Here is a 15,430-nt window from a genome sequence, read left to right on the forward strand (position 1 = left end):
CACATTGGTTTAGCTATGTCAGACAAATGGCGAATAGCGGTTTGATCCGAGTTGTCTGAAACTGCGCGGGTAATGTGGCGCAACCCCACACAGTGGCCGCCACTGGGATGCATTCAACTAGGACACTCTCTATGCATGCATGGACTCTAATCTCGTTTCTGTTCTTCACGGGGTTGGTCGCCTTGATCACCTGGCGCATTACCCATCGTGACGATCTCAGCAACACTCGAGGCTACTTTCTCGCCGGGCGCAGCCTCAGCTTCCCGCTGATCGCGGGCTCTCTGCTGATGACCAACCTCTCCACGGAACAGATGGTCGGGCTGAATGGCGCAGCCTTCTCCGACGGCTTGAGCGTCATGGCCTGGGAAGTCGTTGCCGTCGTCGCCCTGGTGCTGCTGGCGCTGTTCTTTCTGCCGCGATTTTTGCGCAGCGGTATCGCCACCGTGCCGCAGCTGCTGCAGGAACGCTTCGGCCCGACCACCCAGCTGATCTGCAACGTCATCTTTTTGGTCGCCTACGCCGTCATCCTGCTGCCGATCATTCTCTACTCCGGCGCCGTGGGGCTTCAGGGTATGCTCGACCTGCCCGTGCTCACGGGGATCGAATCCAGCACCACGCTGCTGTGGATGACGGTGTGGATCGTCGGCATCATCGGCGCTATCTACGCCCTGTTCGGTGGTCTGCGCACGGTCGCCGTGTCCGATACCATCAACGCCATCGGCCTGTTGGTCGGTGGTTTCCTGATCGTCTACCTGGGGCTCGATGCCGTAGGTGACGGCAACGGCATGGCTGCCGGCTGGCATGCCATTCAGGAAGCGCAACCCGATCGCCTCAACTCGCTGGGCCGTCCGGATCAGCAAGTGCCGTGGCCGGCGCTGTTCACCGGCGTGTTCCTGATCAATCTGTTCTACTGGTCTACCAATCAGCAGATCATCCAGCGTACTTTCGCCGCCAAGAGCCTCTCCGAAGGCCAGAAAGGCGTGCTGCTGACCGGCTTCCTGAAACTGCTGGGGCCGCTTTACCTGGTACTGCCGGGCATCATCGCCTATCAGCTCTATGCCGATGACGGCATTGCCGGCGACCAGGCCTACGGCTATCTGGTATTCCATCTGCTGCCGCCGTGGCTGACCGGCTTCTTCGCCGCCGTCATGGTCGGCGCGATCCTCTCGTCCTTCAACTCGGCACTGAACAGCACCACGACGCTCTTCAGCCTGGGCATCTACAAAGGCATATTCAAAAAGGAGGCCAGCGAGCAGCAGGTCGTCAACGCCGGCAAGATCTTCGGCTGGATCATGGCGGTGGCAGCCATGACGATCGCCCCGCTGCTGGCCGGCCAGGACAGCCTGTTCGACTACCTCCAGACCATGAACGCGATCTACTTCATCCCGATCCTGGCCGTGGTGATCGTGGGTCTGCTGACCAAGCGAGTGCCGGAATCGGCCGCCATCTTCGGTCTTGTCGGTGGGATCGTGCTGATCGCTGCCGGCTACTTCGTACCACCGTTCAACGGTATTCTGGAGATCACCAACCAGTATCACTTCGTTGCCGGCGTGTTCGTGCTGCTCGTGGTGGTCATGCTGCTGATCGGCAAGATCGCGCCGCGCCGCGAAGCCTGGGTCCACGAAGACGTCAAGGCGGTCGACCTGACGCCGTGGAAAGGTGCCGTGCCGGTGGGTATCGTGCTGCTGATCCTGGTCTTCGCGATCTACTTCGCCTTCGCGGGCTGAGGCTGAGTCGACCACAGCATCACTCATCGAGAACGACGCGACTCGACGCGACCCTGACGACGCCTCGCCACCGTGCGAGGCGTCTTCGTTTCTCCCCCCTCCCTTTTAACGCTCGCGCACTGCCTCACCGCCCTCACACCCGCTCATATCGTTTACCATGCGCGTAGGCTTTCTTCGGAAAAGAGGCGATGCGCCGACAACTGACTCATGAATTCCAGAATCTGATCGATCGCGGCCGGGATCGCCAGCTACGCCTGGCCGTCACCGGGCTTTCCCGCGCCGGCAAGACGGCGTTTCTGACCTCGCTGGTCAATCAGCTGCGACACGCCGGCATCGATGCGCGCCTGGATCTGCTCAAGTCCGCCCGCGAAGAGCGCCTGCTCGGCGCGCAGCGCGTCTCCCAGCCCGATCTCGGCATCCCGCGGTTTCCTTACGACGAAGCGATGACCTCGCTCGAGGCGTCACCGCCCCAGTGGCCGGAGCCGACACGCGGCATCAGCGAACTGCGCCTGCAGCTGCGTTACAAGACACGCCGTGCCCGTGGTCTGCTGGGCGATACCGCCACACTGACGCTGGATCTGATCGACTATCCCGGCGAGTGGCTGCTGGATTTGCCACTGCTCGAACATGATTTCCTCAGTTGGAGCGAAGCCCAGCTCAAGGGCATGGGGCCGGCACGCCAGCAGTACGCCCAGGCCTGGCAGGACGCCGTCGCCAAGCATTCAGCCGACGAGACGGTAGAAGAGTCGCGGCTGGCCGAACTCGCGGCGCACTACGCCGACTCTCTGCGCCAGGCGCGGGAAGCCGGATTCTCACATCTGCAGCCGGGCCGATTCCTGTTGCCCGGCGAACTTCAGGGCGCGCCGGTCCTGCAGTTCTTTCCACTACCCGGCGTCGGCGAAGACGACCGCCAAGCGCTGGAAGCGCTGCCTGCCTCGAGCCTCTATCAGGTGCTCAAGAAGCGCTTCCGCTTCTATCAGCAGCACGTGGTCAAACCCTTCTACCGCGAGCATTTCCGCCGCTTCGATCGACAGATCGTACTGGTCGATGTGCTCGGTGCACTCAACGCCGGTCCCGAACGCTTCGAGGATCTGTCTCAGGCCCTCGCCACGTTGATGAGGAGCTTCGACTACGGCAAACGGAGCCTGATGAATCGGCTGTTTTCGCCACGCATCGATCGTCTGGCGATCGCCGCCACCAAGGCCGATCACGTCACCCCGGATCAGCACGCCAACCTGGTGACCCTGCTGGAGTCGCTACTGGCCGAACCGATCAAGGATCTGCGCTTTGCCAACGTGCCGGTACGCGCCTTCTCGTTGGCATCGATTCGAGCGACCGAACCGCGCGAGGTCGAAAGTGATGGCAAGCGCCAGGCCGCCCTGCGGGGTCACGGTCTCGACGGTGAGCCACTGCTGGTCTATCCAGGCGACGTTCCGGCCAAGCTGCCGGAACCCGAGTTCTGGCGACGCCAGGGCTTCGCCTTCACGCCTTTCCGACCGGCAGCCGCAGGCCCGGCAGCGCTACCCCACATCCGCATGGACGCCGCACTGGAGTGGCTGATGGGAGACAAACTTCGATGAGCGACCCTCGCCCCGGACAACGTTTCACGTTCGATGAACCGCCCACGCCCGCTGAGGATGCTTCGCTACAGGCAGCGCGGGCCTATCTGCCGACCCAGGCCAGCGATCCCTACACCGCTGCCGACGATCACGACTCGCCGGCGCTCGACGCCGCGATCAAACCGCCGCGCAAGCGCCGCTGGGGGCTGATGGCGGTCCTGGGCGGCACGCTGGGCCTGGGAACGATCGAGGCGGCACAGTCGCTTTATATCTCCACGCTCGGCGGCGACTGGCTCGCCGGTGCCTGGAGCCTGGTCGGGCTGCTTGCCGTCGGCCTGGGCGCCAAGGCGCTGTGCCGAGAGCTGTGGCGACTGAGAAAGCTGCGACGTCATGCGCGCCTGCGTCAGCAGCTCGATGACGAATGGGTCGGTGGCGAAGCCGCAACGGACTCGAACCCGATGACCCTGGCCGATGAACTACGCAGCCAGATGGGACTCTCCAAGGATCATCCGCACTGGCAGTCCTTTCTCCACGCCCATCAGACGCATCACACCGCGCAGGAGACCCGCGAGCTGATCGCGCATTATCTTCTACACCCGCGCGACCAGGCCGCCCGTCGGCTGGTCACGCGGATGTCGGGAGAAACCGCGGTCATGGTCGCTGTCAGCCCGTTGACGCTGGTCGACATGGCACTGATGGCGTGGCGCAACATCGCCATGCTCGATCGCATCGCCGCGCTTTATGGTCTGCAGCTCGGCTATGCCAGTCGCCTGCGCCTGTTTCGGGAAGTGTTGCGCAACATGGCGTTCGCCGGCGCTAGCGAAATGGTCAGCGACGCGGGCATGGACCTGCTGTCGATGAACCTGGCCGCCAAGCTGTCGACTCGCGCCGGACAGGGCCTGGGCGCCGGACTGCTGACGGCGCGCCTGGGGCTGCGGGCCATGCGCACCACCCGGCCGGTGGCCTTCGAACGCGACGAACAGCCCAAGCTCGCCGACCTGCGCCGCGAAGTCTGGCAGCAGCTGCGCAGGCTGGACGATTCCGCAGAAAAGCGCTGAGCGCTCTCAGGACGGCGTCATCAATACAGAATCAGCAAGACTGAGTCAGCGGACCAGACTCAGTGAAATAGAATCCGTCTTGGCGTGAACCGTATCACCGTAGCTCGAATGAGGCCGCGCCGAGATCAATCGAGCGCAAAGAACGTTCGCAGCGTATGCGCCACGGCAGATTCGTGATGAGCGCCGATCCTGTTGGCGCGGGGCAGTTGCTCGATGACTTCCGGGTGAGCGTTGGAGACCACGTAGGCGTTGCCCGCCAGCGTCAGCATCTCGACGTCATTGAAGTTGTCGCCGAATGCCAGCGCCCGCTCGATGGGGAGATCGAGCGCCTTGAGCGCACGACTCAGCGCGGTGCCCTTGTTCACGCCCCGCTGCATGAGCTCCAGCGAGTTGGCCGCCGAATAGGTGATGTGCAATGCATCGCCATGGCGTTCCCGGAGGGTTCGCTCCAGCGGCTCGAGCAGCGCCGGCTCGCCGATGTAGAGCACCTTGCCGACGCGTTCACGCGCCAGATCGCGCATGTCATCGACCTGATAGGTGAAGCCGCTCATCGCGTGAAGCGGCAGCAGTTCGGGCGCTTCGGCATCGATCAGCCAGCGATCGTGAGTATAGATGTTGAGTCTCACCGAAGCCGGGCGCGGCAATGCCACCAGCGCCTGCACCTGATCCGTCGGCACCAGTGTTTCACTGACCAGGCGATCGTCGGGATCGTGAACGTGAGCCCCATTGCTGCTGATGATCCAGGCTGGAATCTCCAGTTGCCGACGAATGGCCGCGATGTCGTGATAGTGCCGTCCGGAGGCCAGCACGATCACATGCCCCTGGCCCGACAACGTCCGCAGCGTTTCGCGGGTCAAGGCGTCGACACGATGCTCGGCATTCAGCAGAGTGCTGTCGAGATCGCTGGCAATCAGATACTGGGGCATGGAGTCACCTTGGCTGGACGGCTTGCTTCGAGAGGATTAGCTGGACGGCTTGTTTCAAAGAGCTTGTTTAGAAGTAGACAGTGTCGGGCGGGGACCCGCGGGCGTCAATCGCCCGCTTCCCCGCACCGGATCCTGCGCTCGTCATCAGTGGCCTATGGCTCTTCACTCCGATCTCATAAGCCGTGGCTCAGGCTTCGGGACTCACGTTTCGAGAGTCAGGCTTCGAGACTGTTGGCCACCGCGCCGGCCTGGCGCCCGACGACCAGGTGAACGACCCTGTCGCCCAAGTCCTGAATGCCGGCAGCGCCCAGTGTCTGAAGTGCGGATTCATCGATCCGGCTGCGGTCGCCCAGCTCCACGCGCAGCCGGGTCGCCGCCACGGCAGCGAGGGTGCGAATGTTATCGGCACCACCCAACGCCGCCAGCCACGCCTGACGGGATTCATCGTCGAGCCTGGCATTAGCTAGTGAGGCATCGCTCAGGGCCGCATCGCTCTCGACCGCTACCGGTACTTCCAGCGTCTTGCCGTGATCGCGCACCGCCACCCGAATGTCGTCGGCCACCGCGTCGGCGATCGGCCCCACGATCACCTGCAGGCCGCCGCCGCGCAGATGCAGGATTCCCCGAGCCCCGAGCGCCTTGAGCGAGGGCTCGTCGATCGCCGTGTCGTCCTTCATCACCAGGCGCAAGCGGGTGGTGCAGGCACCGACGCTGACCAGATTGGCCACGCCACCCAGGGCGGTCACGAAGGCAGGCCCCCGTTCACCGGGATCGCGATTGACGTTTGGCGCTGCCACTTCCGGTTCGCGGCCCGGCGTCGGCAGGTCGAAGCGCACGATCGCCCAGCGAAAGATGCCGTAGTAGAGCACGAAGTAGCAGAGTCCTACCGGGATCATCATCCAGCCATTGGTCGAGAGACCGTAGGAGAGCGCGTAGTCGAATGCGCCGGCGGAGAAGGTGAACCCAAGCTTGACGCCGAGCATGTTCATCACCGCCATCGAGATGCCGGTGAGCACCGCGTGAACGGCATACAGCGCCGGTGCCAGAAACATGAACGTGAATTCGATCGGCTCGGTGACGCCGGTCAGAAACGCAGTCAGCGCCAGCGACAGCAACAGGCCGCCGACCTGGGCACGACGTGACGGCGGCGCGGCGCGATACATCGCCAACGCCGCTGCCGGCAGCCCGAACATCATCACCGGGAAGAAGCCGGCCATGAACGAGCCAGCCGACGGATCGCCGGCGAAGAAGCGATTGAGATCGCCGGTGGCGCCGTCGAAGCTGCCGAACACGAACCATACGAAACTGTTGAGCACGTGGTGCAGCCCGGTCACGATCAGAATCCGATTGAGTACGCCGTAGACGAACAGGCCGAGATCACCGGCGTCGATCAGCCACTGCCCCAGCTGGTCGATGCCCTGCTGGACCGGTGGCCAGATCAGCCCGAAAATACCGCCGAGTACCACCGCGGAGAGTCCGGTGACGATGGGGATGAAGCGACGCCCGCCGAAGAAGGCCAGATAGTCCGGCAGCTTGATCGATTTATAACGGTTGTAGAGTATCCCGGCCACGCTGCCGATGATGATGCCTGCCAGCACCCCCATATTGATGTCGGGATTCAACGTCTCCAGTACCGCGGTGAGCACGAGATAGCCGATCACCCCGGCCAAACCGGCAGCGCCGTTGTCGTCATCGGCGAAACCGACCGCCACGCCGATGGCGAAGATCAATGCCAGGTTGGAAAAGACCGCGTTGCCGGCATTGGCGATGAAGGCGATATCGAGCAGATCCGGCTGGCCCAGCCGCAGCAACAGGCCTGCGACCGGCAGTACCGCAATGGGCAGCATCAGTGAGCGCCCGAGTTTCTGAATACCGGCCATGAGCCGGGAACCGAAGGTCGTGGTCATGACACGCTCCTCAAGATCTTGTTGTCGTATTGGAGGGACCCGAAGTCGTGCGGCCGAGGGTATCGGCGCCTTTCCCGATGTCTTTATCGATGCCTTTCTCGATGTCTTGCTCGACGCCTCTCTCGATGTCTTGCTCGACGCCTCTCTCGATGTCTAGCTCGACGGCTTGCTCGATGCCTTCTGCGCTCGAGTCCGCTACGCCGGGTTCATGTCCACGTTCAGGTTCCAGCATTGTCTTCAGGGCCTGCCTCACGGCGGCGCCGTCGGCCAGCGCCAGCAGCGATGGCAACTGCGCCGCCAGCGCCCCGGCATCAAGCCGACGCAGGCCCGCCTTGACGGCGGCGATACGTCCGGATTCGACGGAAAGTTCGTCGACGCCCATGGCCGCGAACAGGGCCCCGGCCAGCGGATCCCCCGCCGCCGCGCCACAGACGGCCACCGGACAGTGACCGGCAGCCCCCTGGAGACAGGCGGCGATGAGCCGCAGCACGCCGGGATGGAGCACGTCGCTGCGCAACGCCAGCGACGCCACTTCGCGGTCCATGGCCAGAGCGTACTGGGTCAGATCGTTGGTGCCGATGGAGAGAAAATCGGCCTCGCGAGCGAGGCTGTCGGCACACACCGCCGCCGTCGGCACCTCGATCATCACCCCCAGCGCCGGCAGCCGCTCGATACCCAGCGCGCCAGCGCGCGCCTCGAGCCGTTCCCGCACCCAGCGCAACTCGCAGACATCGGCGACCATCGGCACCATCAGCCGCAACGTCGACAGGCCGTCTTCGCCGAGCGGCAGCTCGCGGCCCGCTTCGAGCAGCGCATCGAGCTGCGTTTCAAAAAGCGCCGGGTGCGTCTGCCACAGCCTCACGCCGCGCTCCCCCAGCGCCGGGTTGGGCGATGCCGGTAGCGAGAGATAGGGAAGCTGCTTGTCGCCACCGATATCCAGCAGACGGACGATGACCGGCTTGCCCCCCATCGCTTCGACCGCGGCACGATACTCGGCCTGCTGTTCGTCGAGCGATGGCGCCGACTGTCGCTCCAGAAACAGGAATTCACTGCGCATCAGCCCGACGCCGTCGGCGCCCGCTTGGGCAGCCGCCCGTGCCTCTGCGCTCGAGGCGATGTTGGCCCCGACGTGGAGGTGATGACCGTCTCGGGTCACTGCCGGATTCTGGGCTTGCGCATGCTCCGCCACCGCCTGCCGATGCCGTCGCGTCCTTTCTTCGTCGATCCTCGTCAGGCGTCGATCGTCGGGAGCCAGCTCCAGCGCCCCGTGAGGCTCGTCCGGGCCGATATCGAGACACGCCTTGTCACTGGCGGCTTCCATCAGCGCATCGCCCATGGCCACCAGACACGGCAACCCCCGCGCTCGCGCCAGAATCGAGACATGCGAGGTCAGCCCGCCGGCGGCCAGACATAGCCCGGCAACTCGATCCGCCACCTCGACGAACTGCGAGGGTGTGAGTTCCTGCGCGATCAGTATTGCCCCGTCGAGGCCTGAGAGGGTCGCTGCCGCCTCAACCGCGAAAGGCTGCATGACCTGGCGCTGCAGATCGCGCAGATCGTCCGCCCGCGCCGCCAGCAGCGTATTGGCCCCGCCACGCAGACGTTGAATCTCGCGCTCCAGCGCCAGATACCAGCCACGCCCGGCGCTACGTCCGGCGGCAATTTCCGTCTCGGCCGCCGCACGAAGATCGGGGTCGTCCAACCACGCCCGATGGGCTTCGAAGATGTCCGCCTCGGCCTGCTGGCCGCGCGCTTTCGCCGCCTGAGTCGATCGTTCCAGCTCGGCATCGACCTCGGCGATGGCAGCGACCAGCGCCCGCTTCTCCTGCTCGGGATCGCTCGCGGTGTCGGCAACACTGGGCAACGCCACTTCGTAGCGAACCAGCGGCCCCACCGCCAATCCCGGACTTGCCGACAGACCGTTCAACCGGCCGGGCTCGGCAGCGGGCATCCGTGACGCTAAGGGCAGCCCGCTCGCCTGCGCCTCGGGCGGCGTTTCGCGGGGTCGGTCAGCCCCCGGCTCGGGCGTTTCGAGCAATGTCGTTGCCGCCTCAATCGCGGCCTGCGCCCCGGCGCCATGCGCCGAGACAGTGACCCGGTCGCCCTGAACCAGGCCCAGATTCAGCAGCGCGCTCAGACTGGCGACGTTCGCGCTAGCCGCATCGCGGCTCCCGCCGGCCTTCTCGCCGATTCGTGTCAGCGTCAGCTCGACCGCGTGCTCTCGAGCGATGGCTCGCAGCCGCGCCGCAGGACGCGCATGGAGACCGTTGGCCGCCGCGATGGTGGCGTCTCTGCTGGCGCCGGCATCCGGAGCCGAGTCTGCTCGGCCGGCTTCGTCGCGACGATCCGCCGCGGCCTGCCACTGCAGCAGATTCTCGCCCATCTCGACGATCGTGCCCGGTGCGACCAGCGTTTCCAGGTCGGTATCGGGGCCGTTGGTCAGCACGACGGGGGTCACCAGCGCCTTGACTCGCTGCGCCAGACGATCGGCGTCGAACCGGCACAGCGGATCACCGGCGGAGACACGCTCGCCGGTCGCGACCAGCAGCTCGAGCCCGTCACCGTCCAGATCGACGGTGTCGAGCCCGATATGCAAAAGCCATTCATGGCCGCCGTCGTCGCGCAGCGTGATGGCGTGTGCGGTTCGCGCGCAATGGATGATCTCGCCGTTGCAGGGCGCATGCAGGGTCTCCCCCAACGGATCGATGGCAATACCGGGGCCCATGGTGCCTTCGGCAAAGACCGGATCGGGCACTTCCGCCAGCGGAACCACCACCCCGCGCATCGGGGCTCTGAGAAATCGTAATGTGGATGACATGAAGACTCCCAACTTGTTGTTGTTTCGATCCTGTTTCATTCGGCGCGCCAGTTTTGAACATCTGGACCTGGCGGCGTCCCGTCACATCGTCTGAGGCGGCTCGTGGCTCGTAGCTCGTGGTTCGCGCTCAGAGCGTTCGAGTCACCTTCTGCAGATGGCGCGGCCGATCCGGATCGCCACCGCGAGCGACCGCGAGTCTCGCGGCCATGACGTAAAAACTCTGGACCACCGATAGCGGCTGCAGATCGTCGTGACCGGCATCGATCAACGGCAACTGGCGTGCGGGAACACTGTCATCGGCGGCCAGCAGCACCTTGGCACCGATGCTCTCCAACCATTCAGCCAGTTCCAGCAGGCCGGCCTGATCCGGTCCCGGCGGCGCCAGTACCAGCACCGGGTAGCCCGGTTCGATCAGCGCCATCGGCCCATGACGAACCTCAGCGGCACTGAACGGTTCGGCCTGGATGGCGCAGGTTTCCTTGAACTTGAGCGCGACTTCCTGGGCGATGGCGAGCCCGACGCCGCGCCCGATCACCAGCAGCCGATCGACGTCGACCAGCGCATCCACCGCCTGTTGCCACTCCTGCTGCGCTGCCGCCTCGAGTTTCGGCGGCAGCGCTTCCAGAGCGGCCAGCAGCGCTTCGTCTTCGGCCCAGGCGCCGATCAGATGAGCGCAGGCGGCCAAGGTGGCAAGATAGCTCTTGGTCGCCGCGACGCTCTTCTCAACGCCGGCGTGCAGCGCGATCTCGCGCTCCGAGACGCGCCCCAGCGGTGAATCGGGCGTATTGACCAGCGCCACGCTGCGCGCCCCGCCGGCGGCCAGCGCCTTTTGCGTCGCCACCAGATCGGGGCTGGCGCCGGACTGCGAGATGGCCAGCGTCAGCTGACCCCGAACCCGCCACGGCGTATCGGCAACGGTGGTCAATGACGGCGGCACCGAGGCCATCGGCAAACCGAGATGTTTCATCCCCAGATAGGCGAAATAGGCCGCGGCATGGTCGGAGCTGCCGCGCGCCACCGTCAGTGCCCCGTGCAGGTCGGCCGCTCGCAGTGCCTTGCCGAACTCGGCCATCGCCTCCCGATTGGCCCGCCATTGTGTCCGCAGACAGGCAGGCGCGCTCCGGGCTTCTTCCAGCATCAGTGACATCAGTGGGTCTCCCGCGGCGCGCCGGCCGCCTGTGGTGTCGTCCGTTGTTGCGCGGCCGTCTGTCCCTGCCCAGCCGACGAGACGTGATGGGCCAGTTCGCCGCCCACGTAGACGGCATCGATCTCGAGTCGCTCATTCATCACCACGATGTCGGCCCGGCAGCCGATCTCGAGCCGACCAATGTCGCTCTCGCCGAGAAAATCGGCGGGATACCGCGATAGCCGCCGGCTGGCATCATCGAGATCGAGACCGATCCGGACCAGGTTACGCAGCGCCTGATCCATGGTCAGCGTACTGCCGGCCAGCGTGCCGTCGGCCAGCCGCACGCCGCCCAGGCATTTGGTGACATGCTGCTCGCCGAGACGATACTCCCCGTCGGGCATGCCGGCGGCGGCGGTGGAATCGGTCACGCCATAGAGATGAGGAATGCAGCGCAGCGCCGTCAGAATGGCGCCGGGATGAACATGGAGCAGGTCGGGGATGATCTCGGCGTAGTCAGCATGCGCCAGCGCTGCGCCGACCATGCCCGGCTTGCGGTGGTGCAACCCTGTCATGGCGTTGAACAGATGGGTGAAGCCGTGGGCACCGTGTTCGAGCCCGGCCACGCCCTCTTCGTAGCTGCCCAGGGTATGGCCCATCTGCACCCGCACACCGCGCTCGCGCAGTTGGCCGATGAGCTCGGCATGTCCCGACAGCTCCGGTGCCAGCGTCAACAGCCGGATCGGGGCGAGCGCCAGCAGCGCATCGACCTCCTCGGCCACGCCGGGGCGGGCATGCGGCGGCTGGGCGCCCAGCTTGCCAGGGTTGAGATAAGGCCCTTCAAGATGCACGCCCAGCAGCCGCGATGCCTGAGGCAGCGGGACCTTCATCAACCGGGCGATATCCTGTAATGCCTGGCGAATGTCGGCCATGGGCGCCGTCATGGTGGTCACCAGCAGACTGGTGGTACCGAAACGCACGTGGGTTCGGGCCATGGTCGCTGCGGCATCGCCCCCTTCCATGGCATCCGCCCCGCCGCCGCCATGCACGTGCAGATCGACGAAGCCCGGCAACAGCCGAGGATGATCGTTGGCATCGGGATCGACCGGCTCGCCCGCGATGGCGACGATTCGTCCGTCGCGCCATTCGAGCGTGCCAAGCCGCCAGCCCTCGGCAGTCAGAATATTGCCGTAAAGCATCTCGTCTCCTGCGTGAGCGATGGCAGTCAATTGCGCCTCATCATTGAGTCAGTTCCACCATGAAGTCGTAGTAGTCGGTGCGACAGTAAGTCACCGTGAGCTCCCCGGGACGGCCGTCCGCGAGATAGCCAAGCCGGGTCATCATCAACAGTGCCTGGGATTCCGGCACCTGCGCCAGCCGCGCCAGTTCGGCATCGGCATTGACCGCCGAGACATGCTGCAGGGCACGAACGATGGGCGTCCCCAGGCTTTCGAGGTGGCGATAGAGCGAATGGGTGACGGCTTCGGGATCGGGGAGGACACGATGAGGCAGGCAGCTCTCCTCGACGGCGACCACCACGTCGTCGGCCAGCCGCAGCCGCTTGAGCCTCGAGACCTGATGGTCCGCGCTCACCCCGAGCCGCAGGCTCTCTTCCACCGTCGGCGTGCCGAGCTGGCGACTCAACCAGCGCGAACTGGGGCGATGGCCGCGCTGGACCAGCAACTCGGTGAAGCTGGTCAGCCGGGTCAGCGACTGATTGAGCCGCGGCGCGATAAAGGTACCGGAGCCGTGAGTGCGCTGAATCAGCCCCAGTGCCACCAGCCGGTCCAGCGCCTTGCGGGCGGTGATACGGGAAACATTGAGCGATTCCGCAAGCACCCGCTCCGAGGGCAGCGCCTCGCCGGTCTCCCAGTCACCCGCTTCGATCGCCTCGACCAGCTGTTGAGCCAACTGGCGATAGAGCGGTGTCGACTGGGCGGCATCGAGCTTGAGACGGGACAGCGTCGGTTGCATGGCAGATCCGTTTTAGGGGTATCGTGATGAATACCACTTCAATACCACCAACATAACCAGTCGCATACCAATCTGCCAGACTTTAAGCCGCCAACTTTGGTCGAATTCGGCGAACCTCTCGCTTGCCCGACGTCGGCGAGCGCTCCCGGCGGGGACGATTGGCGTGGCTCGGGAGGAATCCGTATAGTGTCGCTCTCGTCCACCGACCGATTCGATCCGATCCGATGCTGCAGAACAACTCTCTTCTAGCCCAGCTGAAGCAAAATATCCGGGCCAACACTCCCCGTGTCCAGGGCACCGTCAAGGCCACCGACAAGGGGTTCGGTTTCCTCGAAGCCGAAGATGGCACGTCCTATTTCATTCCGCCTCCCGCCATGAAGCAGGTCGTTCATGGTGATCGCATCGAAGCGGTGATCAAGGAGGATGGCGACAAGAAACAGGCCGATCCGGAAAGCTTGATCGAAGCCTCGCTGGACCGCTTCGTGGCACGCGTGCAGAAACGCGACGGCCGGCTGGCCGTGGTTCCCGATCATCCTTCGATCAATCTTTCACTCAAGGCGCGTCTCAAGCGCTCGCTGGAAGAGTCCGACATCGCCGACGGCGACTGGGTCGTCGCGCGGCTGATTCGCCATCCGCTGCGCCCGGACGATCGCGCGTTCTTTACCCAGATCGACGAGCTGGTGGTCAAGAGTGAGGATCCTTCCGTGCCCTGGCGGGTCACGCTGGCACGCCACGCGCTCGAACAAGAGTGCCCGCCGGCTGCCGACACCTGGCCGCTGCAGGAAGGAGGTCTGGTCCGCGAAGACCTCACCGCCGAGCCATTCTTCACCATCGATGGCGAGAAGACTCGCGACATGGACGACGCACTGCGCGTCGAAGCGACCGACGACGGCTGGACAATGACGGTGGCGATCGCCGATCCCACCGCCTACCTGGACGAGTCCCACCCGGCGGACAAGGAAGCCCGCACGCGCGCCTTCACGGTCTATCTGCCGGGCCAGAACATCACCATGCTGCCGGAAGCGCTGGCCGATGACCTGTGTTCGCTGAAACCGGACGTCGAGCGTCCGGTACTGGCCTGCCGGCTGCATGTCGGTCGCGACGGTACCCTGGGCGAGTATCGCTTTTTCGCCGCCACGATTCGCTCCCACGCGAGGCTGGTGTACGACGCGGTTTCCGACTGGATCGACGGCGAACCGAACGCCGAGGCGCCGGCAGCACCGATCGCCGAGCAGTTGACGGCGCTGGCCGAGCTATCCCGCGCCCGCGCCGCCTGGCGCGAGGCCAACACGCTGGTATTCAAGGATCGTCCGGATTATGCGTTCGATCTCGACGATGCCGGTAACGTGCTCGGTATCCGGGTCGAGGAGCGCCGCGTCGCCCAGCGCATGATCGAAGAAGCGATGATCGTCGCCAACGCCTGCTGCGCCGATCTGCTGGCCAAGGAAGTCGGCCACGGCATCTTCAACGTGCATCACGCCTTCGAGCCGGAGAAAATCGACCAGGCACTGGAGTTTCTGGCCGCCCAGGAGATCCCGGCAGAGCGCGAGCAGCTTTCCGAACTCCCCCGCTATCGCGAATTTCGCCGGGCGCTGGATGCTCGCGAAGACGCCTGGCTGGACGTCCGCCTGCGCCGCTTCCAGGGCTACACCAACATGTCGGCTCGTCCCGGACCGCATTTCGGCCTGGGGCTGCCCGCCTACGCGACCTGGACATCACCGATCCGCAAGTACGGCGATATGGTCAACCATCGCCTGATCAAGCGCTTCCTGAAGTCGGAAGCGGCTCCCGCCGAGGCCAGCCAGCAACTGACCGAACAACTGACCGAGCGCCGCCGACTGAACCGAATGGCCGAACGCGACGTCAAAGACTGGCTTTACGTGCGCTACCTGGGCGCCACCCTCGAGCAGGGTGAGATTTTCGATGCCGACATCATCGACATCCGCCGTGGGGGCATGCGCGTTCGCCTGACGGCCAACGGTGCCACGGCGTTCGTGCCGGCGCCGATGATTCATAGCGACCGCACCCAGGTGGCCATCGACGACAAGGAAGGCCGTATCCAGATCGCCGGCGAGTTGCGCTACCAGCTAGGCGGCAGTACGCGCGTCAAGCTCGTCGAGGCTCGTGAGGCGACCCGCTCGCTGGTGGCAACGCCTGCCGATTGAGCGGTATGCAGGTCCGTCCGCATTGCCGACAGCCGCGCGGACGGACTACCACTATGGTGTGAACGCCCTGCGGCGGTAAGACGATATACTGCAATGTAGTCGGTCATGGATATCGTCGGTCATTGGTATCGCCGGTCATCGATTCAATCAGTCGTCGCCATTCTCCGAAT

10 protein-coding genes are annotated in these 15,430 nt (G+C 64.8%); 4 read left to right on the forward strand and 6 right to left on the reverse strand.

The window, feature by feature from the left end; translation table 11 throughout:
* Window positions 1-131 precede the first annotated feature (131 nt).
* The 3 genes from BTW08_RS10970 to BTW08_RS10980 all read left to right on the forward strand — a co-directional run bounded on the left by BTW08_RS10970 (window position 132) and on the right by BTW08_RS10980 (window position 4,344).
* Window positions 132-1,727, forward strand: coding sequence for a solute:sodium symporter family transporter (locus tag BTW08_RS10970; RefSeq protein ID WP_075562566.1), 1,596 nt, complete (start codon window positions 132-134; stop codon window positions 1,725-1,727).
* A gap of 188 nt (window positions 1,728-1,915) precedes the next feature.
* A complete protein-coding gene (locus tag BTW08_RS10975) occupies window positions 1,916-3,307 on the forward strand; it encodes a YcjX family protein (RefSeq protein WP_075562567.1) in 1,392 nt (463 codons plus the stop codon).
* Window positions 3,304-4,344: a TIGR01620 family protein gene (locus BTW08_RS10980; protein WP_075562568.1), complete on the forward strand. Its 1,041-nt coding sequence runs from the start codon at window positions 3,304-3,306 to the stop codon at window positions 4,342-4,344. Before BTW08_RS10975 ends, BTW08_RS10980 begins: the two co-directional genes overlap by 4 nt.
* Before the next feature lie 125 nt (window positions 4,345-4,469).
* Here the strand turns inward: BTW08_RS10980 and BTW08_RS10985 are convergent, their stop codons facing one another.
* From BTW08_RS10985 to BTW08_RS11010, 6 genes are all read right to left on the reverse strand, one after another.
* Window positions 4,470-5,270, reverse strand: coding sequence for a Cof-type HAD-IIB family hydrolase (locus BTW08_RS10985; RefSeq protein WP_075562569.1), 801 nt, complete (start codon window positions 5,268-5,270; stop codon window positions 4,470-4,472).
* Window positions 5,271-5,485: 215 nt separating this feature from the next.
* Window positions 5,486-7,177 carry an N-acetylglucosamine-specific PTS transporter subunit IIBC gene (gene nagE / locus BTW08_RS10990; RefSeq protein WP_075562570.1) on the reverse strand — a complete coding sequence of 564 codons (1,692 nt, stop codon included), beginning with the start codon at window positions 7,175-7,177 and terminating at the stop codon, window positions 5,486-5,488.
* Window positions 7,178-7,187: 10 nt separating this feature from the next.
* Window positions 7,188-9,995: a glucose PTS transporter subunit IIA gene (locus BTW08_RS10995; RefSeq protein ID WP_083627827.1), complete on the reverse strand. Its 2,808-nt coding sequence runs from the start codon at window positions 9,993-9,995 to the stop codon at window positions 7,188-7,190.
* Between the two features lie 127 nt (window positions 9,996-10,122).
* Complete coding sequence (locus BTW08_RS11000) at window positions 10,123-11,142, reverse strand: SIS domain-containing protein (protein WP_139313636.1); 1,020 nt, start codon at window positions 11,140-11,142, stop codon at window positions 10,123-10,125.
* A complete protein-coding gene (nagA, locus tag BTW08_RS11005; RefSeq protein WP_083627824.1) occupies window positions 11,142-12,320 on the reverse strand; it encodes an N-acetylglucosamine-6-phosphate deacetylase in 1,179 nt (392 codons plus the stop codon). Before nagA ends, BTW08_RS11000 begins: the two co-directional genes overlap by 1 nt.
* Window positions 12,321-12,360: 40 nt before the next feature.
* Entirely contained in the window at window positions 12,361-13,095 is a 735-nt protein-coding gene (locus BTW08_RS11010; protein ID WP_075562573.1) for a GntR family transcriptional regulator, read from the reverse strand.
* 224 nt (window positions 13,096-13,319) lie between these two features.
* Here BTW08_RS11010 and BTW08_RS11015 point away from each other — a divergent pair, with 224 nt between their 5' ends.
* Entirely contained in the window at window positions 13,320-15,260 is a 1,941-nt protein-coding gene (locus BTW08_RS11015; RefSeq protein WP_075562574.1) for an exoribonuclease II, read from the forward strand.
* Window positions 15,261-15,430 lie beyond the last annotated feature (170 nt).

The organism is Salinicola sp. MH3R3-1 (assembly GCF_001937155.1).
GTDB classification, from domain to species: domain Bacteria; phylum Pseudomonadota; class Gammaproteobacteria; order Pseudomonadales; family Halomonadaceae; genus Salinicola; species Salinicola halophyticus.